Origin of the sequence: Acinetobacter sp. YH01005, from assembly GCF_013420465.1 — a bacterium.
In the GTDB taxonomy this organism is placed as follows: domain Bacteria; phylum Pseudomonadota; class Gammaproteobacteria; order Pseudomonadales; family Moraxellaceae; genus Acinetobacter; species Acinetobacter amyesii.
On the sequence record NZ_VOYA01000064.1, the window covers coordinates 1 to 1,507 of the forward strand.

General features: G+C 46.7%; 1 protein-coding gene and 1 pseudogene. One reads left to right on the forward strand and one right to left on the reverse strand.

Annotated features, from left to right (window positions below; all coding sequences use genetic code 11):
- The first annotated feature begins 192 nt into the window (after positions 1-192).
- Entirely contained in the window at positions 193-1,008 is an 816-nt protein-coding gene (locus FTT72_RS16095; RefSeq protein WP_000018326.1) for an aminoglycoside O-phosphotransferase APH(3')-Ia, read from the forward strand.
- Between the two features lie 424 nt (positions 1,009-1,432).
- On the opposite strand, the pseudogene FTT72_RS16105 reads toward FTT72_RS16095, so the two are convergent.
- Positions 1,433-1,507, reverse strand: a pseudogene (locus FTT72_RS16105) (IS6 family transposase); the annotation flags it as partial.

Below are 1,507 nucleotides of genomic sequence, written 5' to 3' on the forward strand. Positions count from 1 at the left end.
GTACCAGCGTACGGCCCACAGAATGATGTCACGCTGAAAATGCCGGCCTTTGAATGGGTTCATGTGCAGCTCCATCAGCAAAAGGGGATGATAAGTTTATCACCACCGACTATTTGCAACAGTGCCGATAAAAATATATCATCATGAACAATAAAACTGTCTGCTTACATAAACAGTAATACAAGGGGTGTTATGAGCCATATTCAACGGGAAACGTCTTGCTCGAGGCCGCGATTAAATTCCAACCTGGATGCTGATTTATATGGGTATAGATGGGCTCGCGATAATGTCGGGCAATCAGGTGCGACAATCTATCGATTGTATGGGAAGCCCAATGCGCCAGAGTTGTTTCTGAAACATGGCAAAGGTAGCGTTGCCAATGATGTTACAGATGAGATGGTCAGACTAAACTGGCTGACGGCATTTATGCCTCTTCCGACCATCAAGCATTTTATCCGTACTCCTGATGATGCATGGTTACTCACCACTGCGATCCCCGGGAAAACAGCATTCCAGGTATTAGAAGAATATCCTGATTCAGGTGAAAATATTGTTGATGCGCTGGCAGTGTTCCTGCGCCGGTTGCATTCGATTCCTGTTTGTAATTGTCCTTTTAACAGCGATCGCGTATTTCGTCTCGCTCAGGCGCAATCACGAATGAATAACGGTTTGGTTGATGCTAGTGATTTTGATGACGAGCGTAATGGCTGGCCTGTTGAACAAGTCTGGAAAGAAATGCATAAGCTTTTGCCATTCTCACCGGATTCAGTCGTCACTCATGGTGATTTCTCACTTGATAACCTTATTTTTGACGAGGGGAAATTAATAGGTTGTATTGATGTTGGACGAGTCGGAATCGCAGACCGATACCAGGATCTTGCCATCCTATGGAACTGCCTCGGTGAGTTTTCTCCTTCATTACAGAAACGGCTTTTTCAAAAATATGGTATTGATAATCCTGATATGAATAAATTGCAGTTTCATTTGATGCTCGATGAGTTTTTCTGATAGTTAGTCTTTGTAGAGACACAAACCTGAAATTCCGGACACCGCGCTTCAGGACATCTCCCTGGACGCCGATATCTGGCAGTATCCGGACGGTACTATCGAACGCCGGGCCAACGGTACTACCCTGCCCTTTATGACTGACGACCGGCTATCTCACCCACGCACTTCTCCCTGAAATTTAGCATCGTCGCGGTTAATGTCGAAAATTTGCCACCTGACGTGGTTGGCATCGAGGGTGAAAACTGCCGTGGCGAGGGTGTTCTCCTCATCCGGATCGTCGGCAGCCAGCCGGTATTCACCGGCATCAATTTTCAGATTGATATCGTGCAGCACCTGGGTGGTGCCGAAATGTTTAGCGACCGCGCTAAATTCGGCACTGTTGCAAAGTTAGCGATGAGGCAGCCTTTTGTCTTATTCAAAGGCCTTACGTTTCAAAAACTCTGCTTACCAGGCGCATTTCGCCCAGGGGATCACCATAATAAAATGCTGAGGCCTGGCC

Excerpts from the sequence above, each read along its gene's own strand:
- FTT72_RS16095 (WP_000018326.1), top strand. The coding sequence starts at position 193 with ATGAGCCATATTCAACGGGAAACGTCTTGCTCGAGGCCGCGATTAAAT.